Genomic DNA, 16,508 nt, shown 5'->3' with positions numbered 1-16,508 from the left:
CGCTCTGAAATTTGCGATGCTCCGCTCTATTCAATACTTAGCTTGTAGCCGATGCCGCGAACGGTTTGCAGCCAGACCGGATTGGCCGGGTCCTGCTCGATCTTACGACGCAGACGATTGATCTGAACGTCAATGGTGCGTTCGCCGACATCGCCGTCCTGTCCCGTCAGTTCATGACGCGGGATAGTGTCGCCAGCGCGTTCGGCGAAAATCGCCATGATGTCCTGTTCACGATCCGTTAGCTTGATTGTCTCGCTGCCCTTCTTCAATTCGCGACGTGGTATGAAGAAAGTATATGGACCAAAAACGATCTGCTCGATCTTTGGTTGCGCCGGAGCTGCTCCGCGTCGCAGAATATTATTTATACGCAGGATCAATTCGCGCGGATCAAATGGCTTTGGCAGATAGTCATCAGCACCTGCGGACAGACCATCAATGCGGCTGTCGGTTTCAGACAGCGCAGTCAGCATCAGAATTGGCACGCTTTTCTGTTCGCGAAGCGAACGGGTCAGCGAGACGCCGGTTTCTCCCGGCATCATCACATCAAGAATCAGCAGATCGAAATCGATGCCTTCGAGCTTACGGCGCGCTTCAGCGGCGCTGGCTGCCATGGTGACACGGAAGCCGCTTGTCGTCAGATATTGTGACAGAAGGCTACGAATGCGGGTGTCATCATCGACAACAAGAAGATGAGGCGCGTCGTCTGAAAGGTTCTTTTCTTCTAGAGCCATGGCGTCGTTAGATCCCATCCTGTTCCACGTCTCGCTACGCGCTTAATCGTGCGGGCGTGGCAATAATTCCAAGCAATTTGTATCAGGTGAACCAGTTTTGGTTTTCCTGACAGAATATGCTGACATGCTACATCTTAACGACAGGAAAGTGGCGCGTCTATGTGAGCGTTTCCACAGCTGCTTCGGCTGCTGCAAAGTCATCAATCTGAACACGCCGTTCAGGATTGACCATGTTGTAAAGAAAACGCTCAATGACTTTCCGGTCGTCAGGCTGACTTCCCTCCAATGCCCGCGCGATACGGCGCGACTGTGGCAGAGTGATCGAGAGAGCAAGCTGTCGGCCACTTTTCGTTGGATAAAGTTTACGATGACGGCGATCATCGAGGCCTGTTTCCTGAACGACATGGCCTGTATCAATGAGTTGCTTGAGAACGCGTGACAGACTTTGTTTGGTGATACGCAGAACATCCAGAAGTTCTGCGACCGTCATGCCCGGCTTGCGATTGATAAAATACAGCACACGGTGATGGGCGCGGCCAAATCCGATCTTTTCAAGGATCAGGTCCGGATCGGCAGTGAAATCGCGATAAGAGAAGAACAGCAGTTCAATGACGTTGAGATCGTCAGCCTCCCGACACGTCAGAGGATCGCTGATATAGTTCACGTCGTTGGTCGAATTCACATCTAGGCTCCATCTTGTTGCGATAAATATGTCAGCATTGTTGACATAACTCAATCGCCAAGATAATTTTTGGTAAGTGCAGGCTGGTTATTTTGGAATAAAGTTTGCGCTTGGGCATGTTGGAGGAGAGATAATTACGCAGTTTGCTGTGACATACTGTCCAATAAGGACGGTAATGCATAATAGCGAGCGTTATTTTCCGTAATTACCGGAAATATCTTTGTTTTACATGCTTTATCTGGCTGATTTCAGCACAATTGATTGCGTTGAAATCAGTGTATTTGGTCGTAAAATACCATTTTATTTGAAGAAAAACACGTCTTCCGTGCCAGTTAATCGATTTAACTGACTGAATTTGACTAGGGAAAGGCCCATTCGGGCCAAACGGGCTGACAGGAAAACAAAGCCCAACTTTGAGGATGCTAAAATGGCTGCGATTCCATTCGATCAACGCGACGGATTTATCTGGCAGGACGGCGATTTTGTCGCCTGGAAGGATGCAAAGGTGCATGTGCTGACCCATGGTCTGCATTATGCGAGTGCAGTGTTTGAAGGCGAGCGCGCTTATGGCGGCGAGATTTTCAAGCTGACAGAGCACACCGAGCGTCTGCATGAATCTGCCCGAATTCTTGGCTTTGAAATTCCTTACAGCGTTGAAGAAATCGACAATGCCTGCCGTGAACTGCTGAAAAAGCAGGGTTTTGAAGATGCTTATGTGCGCCCGATTGCATGGCGCGGTTCGGAATCGCTTGGCGTTTCCGCACAGAAAAATCGCATTCATCTGGCAATCGCGATCTGGCAGTGGCCAAGCTATTTTTCGCCTGAAGAAAAGATGAAGGGCATTCGCCTCGACATCGCAGAATATTGCCGTCCGGATCCGCGCACTGCACCTTCGCGCTCCAAGGCTGCTGGTCTTTATATGATCTGCACCATTTCCAAGCATGCAGCCGAAGCCAAGGGCTATGCGGATGCACTGATGCTCGACTGGCGCGGTCAGGTGGCAGAAGCTACTGGCGCTAACGTATTTTTCGTGAAAGACGGCGCTTTGCATACGCCGAAGCCTGATTGCTTCCTCGACGGTATCACGCGCCGTACGATCATTGATCTTGCCAAGCATCGTGGTCTCGAAGTTGTTGAGCGGGTCATTATGCCAGAAGAACTGGCAGATTTCAGCGAATGCTTCCTATGTGGGACGGCTGCGGAAGTGACGCCGGTTTCTGAAATTAGCAAATATCAATTTACGCCTGGAGAAATTACAGAGTTGCTTATGAAGGACTATGTAAATGAAGTTCAACCGAAGCGCATAGCGGCAGAGTAACATTGTTTTAAACAGGAAAAGCGGCTTTTAAAGCCGCTTTTTTATTATTTTGATGCTTATTGTTTGACATTAACACGTTTCAGTTCAAGATTTTGCCAGTCGGACTCGCGTTATTCCGGCATTTAACTCAGATGGGGTGACGGTTATGGAATCTCTACTGCCTATCATTCTTCAGCTTGTTTCGGGTGCGGTCGGTGGCAATATTGCCGGCGCTGTTAAAAACCTGAGCCTCGGTACTGCTGGCAATACGGTCGCCGGTGGTATTGGTGGTGTCATTCTTGGTCAGCTTCTGCCGATGTTATCCGGCGGCGGACTGGATTCTGTTCTTAATGGTGTGATCGGTCAGGTTGCGGGTGGTGGTGTGGGCGGCCTCGTTCTCACAGCAATCGTCGGTCTGATCAAAAACTCCCTGGCAAGCAAAGCTTAAAAGAATAACGCGGTTGTGGGGACAACAACCGATTGATTTCCTGTGAGAGGGGAAACGGGCGGCTTTGGCCGCCCGTTTTATTTTATGCCTTTGAAAGCGTGATGTGCTGCATTATCTCATGAGCGACGATAATTTTTGAACATGCTGACTGAATGGAGTTTTTAATGGGACAATTGCAGGCAATCATCGTTCCGGTGACGCCATTTCAGCAGAACTGCACGATCCTTTTCGACGGTGATACTAAAAAAGGCGTCGTGATTGATCCGGGCGGCGATCTTGAGCGCATCAAAGAAGCGATTGCATCGCAGGATGTCAAAGTCGAAGCGATCTGGATTACGCATGGCCATATTGATCACGCGGGTGGCGCATCAGAGTTGAGAGATGAGCTTGGTGTGGATGTTATCGGTCCGCATAAAGACGACGCGTTCTTGCTCGATAATCTGGTAACGACTGGCCTGAAATACGGCCTGACCGAGGGCGTGCGTAATATTACCCCGGATCGCTGGCTGGAGGAAGGTGACCAGGTTACCGTCGCAGGCCATGTGTTTGACGTATTGCATTGTCCAGGGCATGCGCCGGGTCATGTTGTCTTCTATAATGCAGAAGCGCATTTTGCGATTGTTGGCGATGTTTTGTTTAATGGATCAGTCGGACGTACTGATTTGCCGGGTGGCGATCATGCGGCACTTATTCGTTCGATCAAAGAAAAGCTTTTGCCGCTTGGCGACGACATTGGTTTTCTGTGCGGTCATGGCCCGGGTGGACGGTTTGGTGAAGAGCGCCGCAACAATCCGTTCCTGAATGATATCGGATATGCCTGATTTGCTTCAGGTATGAAAAAAGCCGCCCTTTGAGGCGGCTTTTAATGTTTTGTTTTCCGTTTAGTTGGCGGAACAGAAATGATCCCGGCCATCATAGCCGCGATAGGTACCGGTGTTTGCATTGAACGACCGATAGCGGTCGGAACAATACTGATACCAGCCACGGCTCCATGGCTCATAACCTGCACGATATTGCACGCTGCGGGCTGGCGGTGCTGGATAATAGGCGGGTGGTGGTGGCGGTGGTGCGTAGACTGGCGCTGGCTGCACATAAGTTGGCTGAGGCTGACTCAGCGCGCTGCCGATGAGTGCACCCGCTGCCAGGCCGATGACGCCAGCCGCGAGTGCATCGCCGCCACGGTCACGATGGCGATAGGGGCGGCGATCCCAGCCGCCACGGTCCCATCCACCACGATTATAGCCGCCGCCATCCCATCCGCGACGCTCCCAACCGCCACGACCCCAAGAGTCTGCCGAAGCAGATGCGAGCGGTGCTGAGACTGCTGCTATGGAGGCAACTGCCAGAATAGCTGTCTTAAGTAACTTGTTCATTGTCCGCTCCTTCAGAAGCACAACTTCAATCTCTTTGATGTGCAGGGCCGGATCGGCACACTGCTTCAATCATGAATAACAAGTTAATAGTTTGTACATGAATGGAGGCTGAACAATGGTGACGACCTCGTGGAAAGTGTCGTCATCCGGTAAATTAAAGGCAGCGTCGGTAATATTTCGCGCTTAACTCACGCGTTTCACATTCGCATTTTTTTGGCCAGAAGCCCTGGCAGGGTGGGGCTTTGTATAATAAAAAACCCCCGGCATTAGCCGGGGATCAAATTCTTTATCAGTAAAATATCGGTTTTAGTCAGTGACCGAGATATTTACGGCCTTAGGACCCTTACCGCGACGATCCGGTTCAGTTTCATAAGAAACCTTCTGGTTGTCAGCAAGTCCTGCCAGACCTGAAGCCTGTACAGCAGAGATATGCACGAAAATATCTGCGCCACCATCATCAGGCTTGATAAATCCGAAACCTTTTTCGGAGTTGAAGAATTTGACCTGTCCGGTCTGTGCCATGGGATCCGTTCCTTTTCCTTGGCGCCACCGTTTTATTAGAGACGGTGGAATTACAACTTCTGCCGAACGCACCACACACCCGGCAGAGGGTTATGCAGGCAGTTATCGACTTAGGAAAGGAACCGATCATTGCCGGAGATTAGATCTCCAACCCGGAACTTCTAGCGGTTCCGGCACGCCGTTCTTCCAGTCTTCCGTTGTACTCAAATTGCCCGGACACATGAAGACTGATCTAAGATGCGTGGTTTGGCAAGCAAATTTTTTACCAAATATGACATTGGTTATCTTTGAAACGGTATCGTTGTTATTTTGTATAAAAATTACCAGAATATTGCTAATTTAATACCAAAAAAGAGCAAGCTTAAGGCAATATATCGCTTCATACTATGGTATAGTATGCTCAAATGCCTATTTATTATGCAAAACTATGCATGCGCCACCCGCTGCGCGCAGTTTAGCGCAGATGTTATCCGCTTCGCCACGACTGTCAGCTCCAATACGCACTGCATAGATGCCTCGGCGCGCAATTGGTGTGCGCACACGGCTGATCACTGGGTTATGTCCGGCCAGCACAGAACTGAATTGTTTGCGCAGACGGTTCCATTGATTAACTGCGACACTGCGCCGGAAATTGCCTGCAACCTGAATGCCCCATGGTTTTGGCTTGATCCGCGACATCGGGATTGTTGCGGTGCGGACGATCGGCAGGCGTTTGCAGGCTTCGCTAAAGCTTAGCTTCGCATCAAGTGGTCTGTTGGTGATCTCCTGTCCCGCTGCAAAATTATCGGCAGGTGCGCCGGTCAGATCCAGAACATAGTCTTCGGTTTCAAGTGGCAGAAAGCCACCTGAACGCATCCAGTTACCAACGCGACCCGGTCCGGCATTATAGGCCGCAGCAGCCAAGCCCCAGTTTCCGAAGGCGCTTTTTAGTTCACTCAGAAAACCTGCCGATGCGGGGATCGCCTGTTCAATGTCGAATGGGTCAGCAAGGCCGCGCTCTTTGGCTGTGTAGGGCATGAACTGTGCAATGCCCTGCGCACCGACAGGGCTGACGGCGCGATGATCAAAGCGGCTTTCCTTCCAGATAAGACGGGCGAAAAAATCTTTTGGAATGCCCCGTTTTTCTGCATTCTCTTCAATGAGTTGGCAAATGCGCGCGACAGTGGGATCCGCTTTTTTCGGCGGCATCGGCGGACCATAGACTTCCGCTGCTGTTTCGGTTTGAGCGAATGCGGATTTAATAGAGTCTGGCCAGCAAAAAAGCTGAAAAAGCGCAACCACTGCGATAGCCAGATGCGAATGCGTCATGCAGCTTTTCCGCCCGTAAACCCCAAAATCCTTGAATGCAGAGTAAAGCAAGTTTTTGTCATGTCGATATGGTTCGAGGGTAAAAGTGGAATATCCGCCGATATATCCTTGCTCTTCCCGCCTGCTGTGCCATTTACCAATTAATCAAGAGGGAGAGAGCCATGCTGTTAAATAAAATCAGTCGTTTGAGCGTGTTGGCGGGTGTCATGTTTTTGGCGGGTTGCGTGGCAGAAGGTGGACCAGATTATCGGCCACCAGTAAGACCGGGCCCATCGCAGCCGCAAATGTGTCCGATGATTTATGCGCCGGTTTGTGGTGAGCGCGGTTCGTCGCGCAAGACTTTTGGCAATGCCTGCCAAGCCCGCGCTGATGGTTATCGAATTGTTGGAAATGGCCAGTGTGGTTCAAGACCAGTAACTGGCCCGGGTTCCGGCTGGGGAGGGGAGCGCCCGGGGCGTCCACCGCACCAAGGCACGAGACCGGGTCGTCCGGGGCCAGTGGCTGCCTGCACACGCGAATACATGCCGGTTTGTGCCCGCAGAGGGAATGCAAAGCAAACATTCCCAAATCGCTGCGAAGCCGAACGTGCAGGCTACCGCATCACGAATAGTGGGCAGTGCCGTTAAGCACCCGACACTAATGGCTTATCGCCCCGGTCGGCCAGTCTTGCCGGGGCGACGCTTTTTGCGGGCGGTTTCAGCCGGATCTTCATACGAGCCGATACCTGAACGTTCGCGGCGGATCAGAGCATCGTCCGCACCCGCTGGCTTTTCCGTCCGCTTGACGGTCATCTCATCCAGCGTGTTCTTGCGGAACAGTGGTTTGGCCATGTCGGTGCCCGGTCCCATATTGTCGAGCGACGGCTTGGCGAAGAGTGACTTTTTCGGCTCGTCATCAACAGTCCGGTGCATCTTGCGACCAGCATTATGGCGTCCCTTGGTTCGTCCGGTTACTGGGCTCTCAAGCTCCACTTCCCGCGCCATCGGGTCGTCGGCAATCGCCAGTTCCATTTCGCGCAGGCGCTTGACCTCATCACGAAGGCGGGCCGCCTTTTCAAAATCAAGATCGGCTGCGGCATCGCGCATTTGCTTTTCGAGATGTTCAAGATGGGCGGCGAGATTGTTACCCATCATCGCACCTTCTTCGGCAAAGCCCGAAATATCGGCGCGGACGTGATCCTGCTCGTAAACCGAGTTGAGGATGTCCGAGATATTCTTCTTCACCGAGGCAGGCGTGATGCCATGTTCACGATTGTAAGCTTCCTGCTTTTCGCGACGGCGGCTGGTTTCATCCATCGCGCGCTGCATCGAGCCGGTAATATTGTCGGCGTAAAGAATGACCTTGCCGTCAACGTTACGGGCCGCACGACCGATAGTCTGCACCAGAGAGGTTTCCGAACGCAGGAAACCTTCCTTGTCGGCATCCAGAATGGCGACGAAACCGCATTCGGGAATGTCGAGACCTTCGCGCAGCAGGTTGATACCAACCAGAACATCGAATGCGCCAAGGCGCAGGTCGCGGATAATTTCGATACGTTCCAGCGTGTCAATGTCCGAGTGCATATAACGCACGCGAACGCCCTGTTCGTGCAGATACTCGGTCAGGTCTTCCGCCATGCGCTTGGTCAGCACTGTGCAGAGCGTACGATAGCCCTTGCGCGCAGTTTCGCGGATTTCGCCCAGCACATCATCAACCTGATTTTTGGCAGGGCGCACTTCCACTGGCGGATCGATCAGGCCGGTCGGGCGGATGACCTGTTCGGCAAACACGCCGCCAGCTTCTTCCATCTCCCATTTACCCGGCGTGGCTGACACCGCAATGGTCTGCGGACGCATGGCGTCCCATTCCTCAAAGCGCAGCGGACGGTTATCCATGCAGGAAGGAAGGCGGAAGCCATATTCGGCCAGAGTCGCTTTGCGCCGAAAGTCGCCGCGATACATGCCGCCGATCTGCGGAACCGTGACGTGACTTTCGTCAAGGAAAACGAGCGCATTGTCTGGAATATATTCGAACAGCGTCGGCGGCGGTTCGCCCGGCTGACGCCCTGTCAGATAGCGTGAATAATTTTCAATGCCGTTGCACACACCGGTTGCTTCTAACATTTCAAGGTCAAAATTTGTGCGCTGTTCAAGGCGTTGCGCTTCCAGCAGGCGACCGGCACGGGTCAATTCTGCAAGGCGGTGCTGAAGCTCTTCCTGAATGGACTTGATCGCCTGATTGAGCGTTGGACGGGGTGTTACATAGTGCGAATTCGCGTAGATTTTGACCGACTGCAAATCGCCGGTTTTCTGAGCGGTCAGTGGGTCGAACTCGGCAATGCTTTCGATTTCATCGCCAAAAAGGGAGATGCGCCATGCACGATCTTCTAAGTGGGCAGGGAAGATTTCAATTGTATCGCCGCGCACGCGAAATGAGCCGCGCACGAAATTGATGTCCTGCCGCTTATATTGCTGTGCCACGAGATCTGCGAGAAGCTGGCGCTGGTCGAGCCGGTCGCCAATCTTCATTTCAAACGTCATGGCCGTATAGGTTTCGACAGAACCGATACCGTAAATGCAGGAAACGGATGCCACGATGATGACGTCATCGCGCTCGATCAACGCACGCGTTGCTGCGTGGCGCATCCGGTCGATCTGTTCGTTTACAGTCGATTCCTTTTCGATATAGGTGTCTGAGCGCGCCACATAGGCTTCCGGCTGGTAATAATCGTAATAGGAAACAAAATATTCGACGGCATTGTTCGGGAAGAAGTTTTTGAACTCCCCGTAAAGCTGCGCGGCCAGCGTTTTATTTGGAGCAAGAATGAGCGCGGGCCGCTGCGTTTCCTGAATGACTTTCGCCATTGTGAAGGTTTTACCCGAGCCGGTGACGCCAAGCAGAACCTGCGTGCGGTCCTGATCTTCCAGACCGCTGACCAGATCGCGAATAGCGGTCGGCTGATCGCCCGATGGCTCGAAATTCGATTCCATCTGGATCGCAATACCACCTTCTGACTTGGGTGGCCGGGCTGGGCGGTGCGGTGTCCAGAGTTCGCCGTTCTTGAATAGCGGATTGCCGGATTCAATCAGATCGGACAGTGCCTTGACGGTTGCTGTCGCGCCGGTTGGGTTTAGCGTGGTTGCGTCTTCAAGGCTGATGTCGAGACCGGAGACAGGATTAAGGCCTGCTGCAGCGCGTTCTTTTGCTGAAGCTGCGCCGCCCATTGAGGTGCCGCGTGCGCTGCGTGTTGATTCCTTGCTGCGCTCAGGCACTTTTTTGGGTGCCTTTGGGGCTTTGGCTTTCGGTTGAGGTTTGTCAGCCTCTTCGCCGATGTCTTTGGCCCAGTCAGAGATCGAGCCCGAGAATGGTGTGCCTGACAAATCGCGCTGTGGCGCTTCGCCAAAGCCGCGTGTTTCGTCGTGCGAATCCTGAGTGTATTTGTCTTTTGAGGAAGCCATGGACACAATATGGAATTTCGCAGCACAAATGAAAAGGGTGCAGCGATTAAAACCGCCGCACCACTTATCAGAATTCTTTGGCTCCTGACATCAGGCTGTCAGGAGCTGTCGCTTACCGTGGTCCCCTTGGACGCCAGCGATCGCCCGGACCGTAGAAATTTGGATGGTAGCCGGGATGGTCACGCCAGCCGGGACGATCACCCCAGTGTGGTCTTGGCGGCCCCCATTGACCGGGGCCGCGCCAACCCGGACCGGGACGAACTGGACCTGGTTCCAAACCTGCTCCCCAACCTGGCCCCCAACCTGGATTGTAGGGGCGTGGTCCCCATCTCGGGCCGCCATTCCAGCGATTGTCATTGTTGATTGCCGAGCCAATTACGAGGCCAGCTATGAGTGGAATGCCAATGGCCGCTGCAGTAGGACCGAAATTGTCATTCGTGGTATATCCGCCGCCCGTTTGCACGGCGATGTAGCGGGATGACGCCCAGCCATCAAGACCGCGATAATTGACGCGGCACCAACCATATCCGTTGGTGCAGCCTGCTACATTGAGTACGACTCCATTTGGAATGCGTCCCATAGATTGATATTGAGTGCCGGGGCCGGTACGAAGATTTATAGTAGCTGTCGCTAAACCACTGGCCGCCTCCGCATTGCTTGCAAATAAAAGTCCTAATGTAACAATAGAAGTTGCTATTATTGTTTTCATTCGAATATCCTTATATTTGTATATAAATCTAAGATATTATCTTTTTATTATTTTTACTTTAAAGGATCAAATTTGTTCTGATGTGATGATTAATATTTGAAATTTTACTCGATTTTTAAATGATGAATTTTATCGCATGGCTGTAGTGCGCATGTCGCACTTTTCCTCGTTCACGGCTTACCGCATACTTCGCCCGACTCTGTTCAGGTGACCGAAGGAAACATTGATGATTGATTTGAACGCGCCAAAGGGCATGTTGACCGTACGGACACAGGCCATGCCGAATGATACCAATGCAGCGGGCGATATTTTCGGTGGTTGGGTTATGGCGCAGATGGATATTGCAAGCGCTATTCGTGCTTCAGAACGTGCCAAGGGGCGCGTTGTAACGGCGGCTGTGCGCGAAATGTCGTTCGCGAAGCCGGTCAAGATTGGCGATGTACTGTGTGTTTACACGGAAATTACGCGTGTTGGCCGGACGTCGATCACGCTGCGCGTGGAGGCGTGGGCACAGCGTTATCTTGCAGAAGAGATGGATCTGGTGACGCATGGCGAGTTTGTTATGGTTGCACTCGACAAGAGCGGACAGCCAACGCCGGTCCCTGCGGAATAATATATAAAGCCCGGATATGTCCGGGCTTTGTGCTATTTGCAGGCGCGATGACCGCTGCGGCGCTGCATCAGATCGAAATGAAAATGATCGGCATGTTCGCGGTTATAGCCGGGTCCGAGGACCGTCGTGAAATACGAGCAGGCATCGGAGCGAACACTGTTGAGCAAGCCTTTTTCGCGGAAGGCGAAGAAGCCGGGTTTGCGAACGGTAATGCTCTTGCCGTTGTTCAGAACGATTTTCGTAACGTCAATAGCATTACCGCTGGAATGCTCTGACATTTTCGCGCCGCGACGATGGTTCATCGTGCGACAGGAATAGCCACCCGCATTGTGGATCGTGTTGATGCCTGAGAGGTAACGCAAACGCGCTGACGGTTGCAGGTCGCCCTTGATCCAGCGTGCGAAGGCTTCTGTCACCTCGCAATTCAATGTTGCTGCTGGCTTGAAAGCGATGTTGCCGCTGTTGAAACCGCGTACTTCAATCGGGTTGTCGATGCGACAGCTTCCACCCTGATTGATCGGCGATTTTTCGGTGAAGACGACACCAAGACGCTTTAAGCGCGTTCGGCAGGCCGTTTCGGAATTCGACATCGCATAGATATTTTCAACAGTGCTGACCGGATTTTGCACTGGTGTGACAAAGCCATAGTCGCCCGCGTAATGTGGCTGGCTTTGCGTTGTCATTTCATTGGCATTGTTTTCGATTTCTTCCGCGAGACCAACAACGCGCGGTTCCCGTGGGGCTTGTGGCGGCACGACAATATCTGCATTGGCAATGTCTGCCTGTGGTCGTGGTGGACGATCACCCGAGCAACTGGCTAAGAGCGTCAAAAGCGCAAGACCTGTGGGCAATGCATAACGATGAAAGCGGTTGGACAACGCAAAACTCATGTCCATGCCTTTCAGTTGTGTACTGGTTTCGTCGCATATTAGCTCATAAGCGTAAACGAACAGTCAGTGCTGTTGTTAAAGCCTATGGCGATAATCGGGCAGATGGTGGTCATAAGATTGGCGAAATTTCAATATCACTCTGCTAATAGTATTTTGCGGTTGAGGGCCAGACCGCGACATGATCCTTTCGGTCCCCAAAGTTCTTCCCATGTCAGCACTCATTTCGCCAAGCGTCTTGCCGATTCTACTTCTCATCGGCTCCAATGTATTCATGACCTTTGCCTGGTACGGGCATTTGAAATTTACGAGTACACCGCTTATCACTGTTATTTTTGTCAGCTGGGGTATCGCGCTGTTTGAATATTTTCTTGCAGTGCCGGCCAATCGCATCGGGCACGAAGTCTATTCCGCCGCGCAGCTGAAAACCATGCAGGAAGTTATCACGCTGGTTATCTTCAGCCTGTTCTCGATCTTTTACCTCAAAGAAGCCTTTACCTGGAACCATGTGCTCGGCTTTGCACTGATTGCTGGTGGCGCATCGCTGATTTTTCGCGGGTAGTTTTTTCGTACTGTTGCTGGAAATGCTGGGTTATTCAGCCGCCACTGGGATAGGTTCCGCTCTGCGTTTCCAGAACATCGGAACCAATTCCACTGCCATCATTGCGATAAACAACAGTCCGCAGCCGATAAAACCGATAAATGTCAGGCGGTCGCCGAGGAAGATTGCGCCAAACAGCGCGGCAAAGATTGCTTCGGATGAGAGGAAAATCGCCGCCTGCGCCGAGGTTGTATAACGTTGGCCAATGGCTTGCAGCGTGAATGCGACGCCTGATGAAAAGACCCCCGTGAACAGCAGTTCTTTCCACGTTAGCGCTATGAAATTCCAGTTAATGTCTTCAACCGCTACAGCAATGGACAGTCCGGCCACAGCGGCGGTTGCAAACTGCACGCAGCTTAGTGTTATGGGGCGGCCCGCACGATTGGCACGGCTGATCAGCAAAACCTGCATGGCCCAAAACACTGCGCCAATGATGACGAGCCAGTCACCTTGTTTGAGTGCGCTTAAAGTGCCACCGGACAGTAGAAATATCCCTGCGAGGCACGCAATAGCGCTTGGCCAGACAATAGGGTGTGGCCAGTTTCGAAACACAATGACGCCCAATACTGGTACCATCACAACATAAAGGCCGGTGAGAAAGCCTGCATTGGTAACGGATGTGGTGATGAGGCCGATTTGTTGCAGGACGAGGCCTGTGAAAAGCATCGAACCAACAAGCATGAAATAAAGATAGTTCGAACGTTGCAGCCTATGGGGTGAGCGTCTGCCCTCGGCAATCGACCATGGCAGTACAGTGATTGCGGCAATAGCCGAGCGAACGCCAATGAAAAGGAATGGGCCAATACTGGCCATAGCGGTTGATTGGGCAACAAAGCCCATCCCCCAAATGACACCCGCCAGAAGAAGGAGTAAATTTGCCTGAACGCGTGTCATCATTGCCTCATAAATACGGGATCAGGTTAGCGGCTTGGCGCGTCATCCCTTAGCAGTTATGCTATAGGCAATAGTCGATAACGGCGGCAAGGGATTTCCTTGCGCGGTGTGTTTGGGAATGCTTTTTCGGGAGGGGCTACATGTTTTCTTTTCTCACTAGAAACAAGGCCATTCTGGCAGGAGCTGCGCTTGCAGCAGTTTTTGCCAATGCTGGTCCCGCTGCTGCGGCGTTCAAGCAAATTCGCGATAGCTGGGTTCAATGCGATTTCGCATCCAATTGTACGCTTGCGCTTAAAAGCACGGATAATGGTCCGATATCATTCAGTCTCTATCGCAGCAGTGCAGTCAATTCGCAGCCGTCATTGCGTTTGTCCGGCTTTGATCAGAACGCTAAGGCTGGCAAGATCGCCGTTGCTGTTGATGGCAAGCAGGTGATTTCCTTCGACCTCTCGGCGATGAAGCTTGATGATGGACAAGGCTATTATGAAAACGCCGCAGACGTAAAAAAGCTGCTTGATGCGATGAAAGCCGGTCAGAAGCTGACGCTGCAATATAATGGCAAAACATATAGCTATTCGCTCTCAGGTTTTGTGGGTGGGTTGATTTATATGGATGAGCAACAGTCGCTGAACGGCACAGTTGCGGCTTTGCAGGCCAAGGGCAATAAGGCGGCTCCGCCCGCGCCAGACGTGTCGCAGATCACAACCATCAATGAACTGCCAGAGTCCATTCGTAAAGATTTCATTGGCGAAGATTCGGTTTGTGGCACTGACGATGGAGACCCCTTTCAGAATGGTGGCGGGTTCAATGCAAAAATAGCCGATGGAACGAACCTCATCGGCGTGCCGTGTGGTTCTCCGGGTGCCTACAACCAGCCCTATACCTTTTACAGCCAGTCGGATGATAAGGTCGTTCCAATTTCCTTGCCGACTATCTCTGATGATGGTCCGAGCACAGTGGACGAAGCATGGAACATTGACTGGTCGCAATCTTCCAGAACACTGACTGCCTTTTTCAAAGGTCGCGGTATTGGTGATTGTGGAACCTATGACGTCTGGAAGGCGACCGACGACGTGGATGGCAAAGTGCGCTTCGTTCTCCTTGAAGAGCGTTCGAAAGGCGATTGTGACGGCAATTATGCTGGTGGACCTGAAAAGTGGCCAGCAAGCTGGCCTGTCTCGAAAAAATAGCGCGATTTCCGCGCATAATTAACAGGCAGACATTTTTGTTCGTGAAATGATCTTTTAAAATGCTATAGTTTCACCAACATCTCTTTTAACGGTTCCGAAGCGATTGCTTCGGGGGCCGTTTTCTTTTTGTGTACCGCCGGGTGATCTCACCTGTCGGACGGTGATTTTGGTTCCAGTGTGAAGCAGAATCAGGCGGGCAATCAAACTGCCGCTGCACTTAAATCCCGGAGGGAAGTGTGGCGGGCGATGGAAAGGACTGGACTGGGTATGGAAAAGTTCCCGATGACCCCTAGCGGTTTTGAAAACCTCAAGGAAGAACTGCGCACGCGTCAGCAAGTTGAACGGCCCAATATTATTGAGGCAATTGCGGAAGCACGCGCGCATGGCGATCTTTCCGAAAATGCGGAATATCACGCTGCGAAAGAAGCGCAGAGCTTGAATGAAGGCCGTATCAACGAGCTGGAAGATCTCGTTGGTCGCGCTGAAGTTATCGATGTCACCAAGCTTTCCGGCGACAAAATCAAGTTTGGCGCCACCGTTACGCTGATCGATGAAGATAGTGAAGAAGAAAAAGTCTATCAGATCGTTGGTGATCAGGAAGCCAATGTGAAGGAAGGTCGCATTTCGATTTCTTCGCCAATTGCTCGTGCGCTGATCGGCAAGGGCGAAGGTGATACGATCGAAGTCAATGCACCGGGCGGTTCGCGTTCATACGAGATCATCGGCTTCAAGTTTATCTGATGTCTGATGTGACGGTTCCTGTCGATGAGGTTGAGGTCGTCGCCCCAAATTTCAAGCGCCGCCTTTCAGGCGTGACTTCAACCATCGTACAGCTCATTCCTTTGCAACGCGCAAAGGGATTGAGCATTGCGACAATGGGACCGGGACTGCCTGAGAGCCTTCCGCATCTTGGCTGGGCGGCTCTTTTCTCCTTCTGGAAAAAGCCCGCAAATCGCCGCTTTCGCATTTGGCATGCGCGCCGCAACATCGAAATGCTGGCAGGCATTTTCATGCGTGACGTCTTGCGCATGAAGCTGCGGCTGGTGTTTACCTCCGCTGCACAGCGTCATCACAAACGTTTCACGAAATGGCTAATCCGTCGCATGAATGCGGTGATTGCGACCAGTGGTCGCTCGGGAAGCTTTCTCGAAGTGCCTCATGACGTGATTATGCATGGCGTTGATCTTGAACGGTTTCATCCGCCTGTCGGTGAGGATGATCAGTTCAGTGCATCTGGTTTGCCGGGTAAATATGCGATTGGTTGTTTTGGACGTGTGCGCCACTCCAAGGGTACTGACCTTTTCGTCGATGCGATGATCGCACTTTTGCCGAAATACCCGGATTGGACCGCCATCATTACTGGCCGCACGACGTCTGAGCATCAGGCATTTGAAGATGATCTTAAGGCGCGTATTGCGGCGGCTGGCTTGCAAGATCGTATTCGTATTCTGGGCGAAGTGCCGGATGTGCGCATCTGGTATCGGCGCTTGACACTCTATGTTGCGCCATCGCGCAATGAAGGCTTTGGCCTGACGCCGCTTGAGGCCATGGCTTCAAAAACCGCTGTCGTTGCAAGTGATGCTGGCGCTTATGCGGAAATGATCGTTGAAGGTACGGGTAGCTTCGTTGCAGCCGGTGACGACAACGCTTTGCGTGATGCAATTGAGCCTTATCTGGCCGATCCGGCGATGGCGGAGCGTCACGGTGAAAATGCGCTAACATATGTGCGCGAAGCGTTTCCGCTCGAAAAAGAAGCCGCTGCAATCAGTGCGGTTTACGAGCGCGTATTTAACAGCTGAATTCTTGTCCAAATAAA

At 52.2% G+C, this 16,508-nt stretch carries 17 protein-coding genes and 1 pseudogene; 9 read left to right on the top strand and 9 right to left on the bottom strand.

Annotated elements, in window-relative coordinates:
- Positions 1–26: 26 nt before the first annotated feature.
- Together U2P60_RS17420 and U2P60_RS17415 are read right to left on the bottom strand one after the other, a co-directional pair.
- Complete coding sequence (locus U2P60_RS17420) at positions 27–749, bottom strand: response regulator (RefSeq protein ID WP_250038783.1); 723 nt, start codon at positions 747–749, stop codon at positions 27–29.
- A 139-nt stretch (positions 750–888) separates the two neighbouring features.
- A complete protein-coding gene (locus U2P60_RS17415; RefSeq protein WP_250038784.1) occupies positions 889–1,413 on the bottom strand; it encodes a MarR family winged helix-turn-helix transcriptional regulator in 525 nt (174 codons plus the stop codon).
- 427 nt (positions 1,414–1,840) lie between these two features.
- Between U2P60_RS17415 and U2P60_RS17410 the strand changes: the two genes are divergently transcribed.
- The 3 genes from U2P60_RS17410 to U2P60_RS17400 all read left to right on the top strand — a co-directional run bounded on the left by U2P60_RS17410 (position 1,841) and on the right by U2P60_RS17400 (position 3,979).
- On the top strand, positions 1,841–2,731 hold the full coding sequence (locus tag U2P60_RS17410; RefSeq protein WP_413573503.1) for a branched-chain amino acid aminotransferase: 891 nt from the start codon (positions 1,841–1,843) through the stop codon (positions 2,729–2,731).
- Positions 2,732–2,876: 145 nt separating this feature from the next.
- Positions 2,877–3,158 (top strand): hypothetical protein, encoded by a 282-nt coding sequence (locus tag U2P60_RS17405; RefSeq protein WP_250038786.1) that lies wholly within the window; start codon positions 2,877–2,879, stop codon positions 3,156–3,158.
- Positions 3,159–3,322: 164 nt separating this feature from the next.
- Positions 3,323–3,979, top strand: coding sequence for an MBL fold metallo-hydrolase (locus U2P60_RS17400; protein WP_413573502.1), 657 nt, complete (start codon positions 3,323–3,325; stop codon positions 3,977–3,979).
- A 60-nt stretch (positions 3,980–4,039) separates the two neighbouring features.
- On the opposite strand, the pseudogene U2P60_RS17395 reads toward U2P60_RS17400, so the two are convergent.
- From U2P60_RS17395 to U2P60_RS17385, 3 genes and pseudogenes are all read right to left on the bottom strand, one after another.
- A pseudogene (locus U2P60_RS17395) lies at positions 4,040–4,336 on the bottom strand (BA14K family protein); the annotation flags it as partial.
- Between the two features lie 501 nt (positions 4,337–4,837).
- The gene (locus U2P60_RS17390; protein ID WP_024899445.1) at positions 4,838–5,053 is read right to left on the bottom strand and encodes a cold-shock protein; all 216 of its coding nucleotides are present in this window, start codon (positions 5,051–5,053) and stop codon (positions 4,838–4,840) included.
- A 408-nt stretch (positions 5,054–5,461) separates the two neighbouring features.
- Complete coding sequence (locus tag U2P60_RS17385; RefSeq protein ID WP_413573501.1) at positions 5,462–6,361, bottom strand: transglycosylase SLT domain-containing protein; 900 nt, start codon at positions 6,359–6,361, stop codon at positions 5,462–5,464.
- A gap of 161 nt (positions 6,362–6,522) precedes the next feature.
- On the opposite strand from U2P60_RS17385, the gene U2P60_RS17380 reads away from it, so the two are divergent.
- Positions 6,523–6,987: a Kazal-type serine protease inhibitor domain-containing protein gene (locus U2P60_RS17380; protein WP_413573500.1), complete on the top strand. Its 465-nt coding sequence runs from the start codon at positions 6,523–6,525 to the stop codon at positions 6,985–6,987.
- Between the two features lie 18 nt (positions 6,988–7,005).
- Here U2P60_RS17380 and uvrB read toward each other — a convergent pair whose 3' ends face one another.
- Together uvrB and U2P60_RS17370 are read right to left on the bottom strand one after the other, a co-directional pair.
- Positions 7,006–9,798, bottom strand: coding sequence for an excinuclease ABC subunit UvrB (uvrB, locus tag U2P60_RS17375; RefSeq protein WP_413573851.1), 2,793 nt, complete (start codon positions 9,796–9,798; stop codon positions 7,006–7,008).
- 112 nt (positions 9,799–9,910) lie between these two features.
- The gene (locus U2P60_RS17370) at positions 9,911–10,507 is read right to left on the bottom strand and encodes an SH3 domain-containing protein (protein ID WP_413573499.1); all 597 of its coding nucleotides are present in this window, start codon (positions 10,505–10,507) and stop codon (positions 9,911–9,913) included.
- Positions 10,508–10,733: 226 nt separating this feature from the next.
- On the opposite strand from U2P60_RS17370, the gene U2P60_RS17365 reads away from it, so the two are divergent.
- Complete coding sequence (locus U2P60_RS17365) at positions 10,734–11,120, top strand: acyl-CoA thioesterase (RefSeq protein WP_313826841.1); 387 nt, start codon at positions 10,734–10,736, stop codon at positions 11,118–11,120.
- Between the two features lie 32 nt (positions 11,121–11,152).
- Here the strand turns inward: U2P60_RS17365 and U2P60_RS17360 are convergent, their stop codons facing one another.
- The gene (locus U2P60_RS17360; RefSeq protein ID WP_413573498.1) at positions 11,153–12,010 is read right to left on the bottom strand and encodes an extensin family protein; all 858 of its coding nucleotides are present in this window, start codon (positions 12,008–12,010) and stop codon (positions 11,153–11,155) included.
- Positions 12,011–12,218: 208 nt separating this feature from the next.
- On the opposite strand from U2P60_RS17360, the gene U2P60_RS17355 reads away from it, so the two are divergent.
- The gene (locus U2P60_RS17355) at positions 12,219–12,569 is read left to right on the top strand and encodes a DMT family protein (RefSeq protein WP_273726770.1); all 351 of its coding nucleotides are present in this window, start codon (positions 12,219–12,221) and stop codon (positions 12,567–12,569) included.
- A 30-nt stretch (positions 12,570–12,599) separates the two neighbouring features.
- Here U2P60_RS17355 and U2P60_RS17350 read toward each other — a convergent pair whose 3' ends face one another.
- Positions 12,600–13,502 (bottom strand): DMT family transporter, encoded by a 903-nt coding sequence (locus U2P60_RS17350; protein ID WP_313826838.1) that lies wholly within the window; start codon positions 13,500–13,502, stop codon positions 12,600–12,602.
- 140 nt (positions 13,503–13,642) lie between these two features.
- Here U2P60_RS17350 and U2P60_RS17345 point away from each other — a divergent pair, with 140 nt between their 5' ends.
- From U2P60_RS17345 to U2P60_RS17335, 3 genes are all read left to right on the top strand, one after another.
- Positions 13,643–14,692 carry a DUF1176 domain-containing protein gene (locus U2P60_RS17345; protein ID WP_413573497.1) on the top strand — a complete coding sequence of 350 codons (1,050 nt, stop codon included), beginning with the start codon at positions 13,643–13,645 and terminating at the stop codon, positions 14,690–14,692.
- A 267-nt stretch (positions 14,693–14,959) separates the two neighbouring features.
- Positions 14,960–15,433 (top strand): transcription elongation factor GreA, encoded by a 474-nt coding sequence (gene greA, locus U2P60_RS17340; protein ID WP_413573850.1) that lies wholly within the window; start codon positions 14,960–14,962, stop codon positions 15,431–15,433.
- Positions 15,433–16,491 carry a glycosyltransferase family 4 protein gene (locus U2P60_RS17335; protein WP_413573496.1) on the top strand — a complete coding sequence of 353 codons (1,059 nt, stop codon included), beginning with the start codon at positions 15,433–15,435 and terminating at the stop codon, positions 16,489–16,491. The genes greA and U2P60_RS17335 overlap by 1 nt, the downstream gene beginning before the upstream one ends.
- Positions 16,492–16,508: the final 17 nt, after the last annotated feature.

It is taken from the genome of Brucella sp. H1_1004, assembly GCF_047308065.1.
Taxonomy (GTDB): domain Bacteria; phylum Pseudomonadota; class Alphaproteobacteria; order Rhizobiales; family Rhizobiaceae; genus Brucella; species Brucella pseudogrignonensis_B.
The sequence above is the reverse complement of the archived record's forward strand: the minus strand, read 5'-3'. Positions and strand labels throughout refer to the sequence as shown.

What these genes read in the sequence shown, in the direction of transcription:
- U2P60_RS17360 (WP_413573498.1), bottom strand. Translation starts at nt 12,010, where the DNA reads ATGAGTTTTGCGTTGTCCAACCGCTTTCATCGTTATGCATTGCCCACA.
- U2P60_RS17365 (WP_313826841.1), top strand. Translation starts at nt 10,734, where the DNA reads ATGATTGATTTGAACGCGCCAAAGGGCATGTTGACCGTACGGACACAG.
- U2P60_RS17345 (WP_413573497.1), top strand. Translation starts at nt 13,643, where the DNA reads ATGTTTTCTTTTCTCACTAGAAACAAGGCCATTCTGGCAGGAGCTGCG.
- greA (WP_413573850.1), top strand. Translation starts at nt 14,960, where the DNA reads ATGGAAAAGTTCCCGATGACCCCTAGCGGTTTTGAAAACCTCAAGGAA.
- U2P60_RS17390 (WP_024899445.1), bottom strand. Translation starts at nt 5,053, where the DNA reads ATGGCACAGACCGGACAGGTCAAATTCTTCAACTCCGAAAAAGGTTTC.
- U2P60_RS17370 (WP_413573499.1), bottom strand. Translation starts at nt 10,507, where the DNA reads ATGAAAACAATAATAGCAACTTCTATTGTTACATTAGGACTTTTATTT.
- U2P60_RS17380 (WP_413573500.1), top strand. Translation starts at nt 6,523, where the DNA reads ATGCTGTTAAATAAAATCAGTCGTTTGAGCGTGTTGGCGGGTGTCATG.
- U2P60_RS17350 (WP_313826838.1), bottom strand. Translation starts at nt 13,502, where the DNA reads ATGACACGCGTTCAGGCAAATTTACTCCTTCTTCTGGCGGGTGTCATT.
- U2P60_RS17355 (WP_273726770.1), top strand. Translation starts at nt 12,219, where the DNA reads ATGTCAGCACTCATTTCGCCAAGCGTCTTGCCGATTCTACTTCTCATC.
- U2P60_RS17420 (WP_250038783.1), bottom strand. Translation starts at nt 749, where the DNA reads ATGGGATCTAACGACGCCATGGCTCTAGAAGAAAAGAACCTTTCAGAC.
- U2P60_RS17410 (WP_413573503.1), top strand. Translation starts at nt 1,841, where the DNA reads ATGGCTGCGATTCCATTCGATCAACGCGACGGATTTATCTGGCAGGAC.
- U2P60_RS17400 (WP_413573502.1), top strand. Translation starts at nt 3,323, where the DNA reads ATGGGACAATTGCAGGCAATCATCGTTCCGGTGACGCCATTTCAGCAG.
- U2P60_RS17385 (WP_413573501.1), bottom strand. Translation starts at nt 6,361, where the DNA reads ATGACGCATTCGCATCTGGCTATCGCAGTGGTTGCGCTTTTTCAGCTT.
- U2P60_RS17405 (WP_250038786.1), top strand. Translation starts at nt 2,877, where the DNA reads ATGGAATCTCTACTGCCTATCATTCTTCAGCTTGTTTCGGGTGCGGTC.
- U2P60_RS17335 (WP_413573496.1), top strand. Translation starts at nt 15,433, where the DNA reads ATGTCTGATGTGACGGTTCCTGTCGATGAGGTTGAGGTCGTCGCCCCA.
- uvrB (WP_413573851.1), bottom strand. Translation starts at nt 9,798, where the DNA reads ATGGCTTCCTCAAAAGACAAATACACTCAGGATTCGCACGACGAAACA.